This window comes from Vibrio sp. 1580 (genome assembly GCF_033340055.1).
Genome location: NZ_JAWOVT010000829.1, coordinates 1 through 500 on the forward strand (window position 1 = coordinate 1; position 500 = coordinate 500).

Sequence of the window (500 nt, forward strand, 5' to 3'; positions counted from 1 at the left end):
TGAGAACTTTGTTCGTGCAGTGAGCGGGCGATAAGCTCTTTACCTGTACCTGTTTCGCCAAACAGCAGAATATCGGCATCAGTATCAGCAATGTGGGTGATGGTTTCTCGCAGCGTTTGGATGCTGGTAGTTTCACCGATTATTCGGGGGCCAAGCGTTTGGCTTGCTTTGAGTGATTGACGAAGTTTCTCATTTTCGTTCGTCAGTTGGCGTCTTTCAATGGCGCGTTTTACGGTTTCAACCAAGTGTTCTGGCGCAAAAGGTTTCTCTATAAAATCGTAGGCCCCTTGGTGTACCGCATTTACGGCCATTGAGATGTCACCATGGCCTGTAATCATGATAACTGGCAGGTTTGGGTCGCGTTGAACTAACGTGGTTAACAAGTCCATGCCTGAAATACCGGGTAAGCAGATGTCGGTCACAATCACACCAGCTTCGTCGCTTTGTTTCATGGCTAACAAGGCGGATTCCGCATCGGAAAAAAATGTCGCTTCGATATC

General features: G+C 47.8%; 1 protein-coding gene. It reads right to left on the reverse strand.

What is annotated here, in order from left to right:
• Positions 1 to 500, reverse strand: a 500-nt coding sequence (locus R7093_RS28615; protein WP_318147460.1) for a response regulator, incomplete at both ends; no start/stop codon positions are given.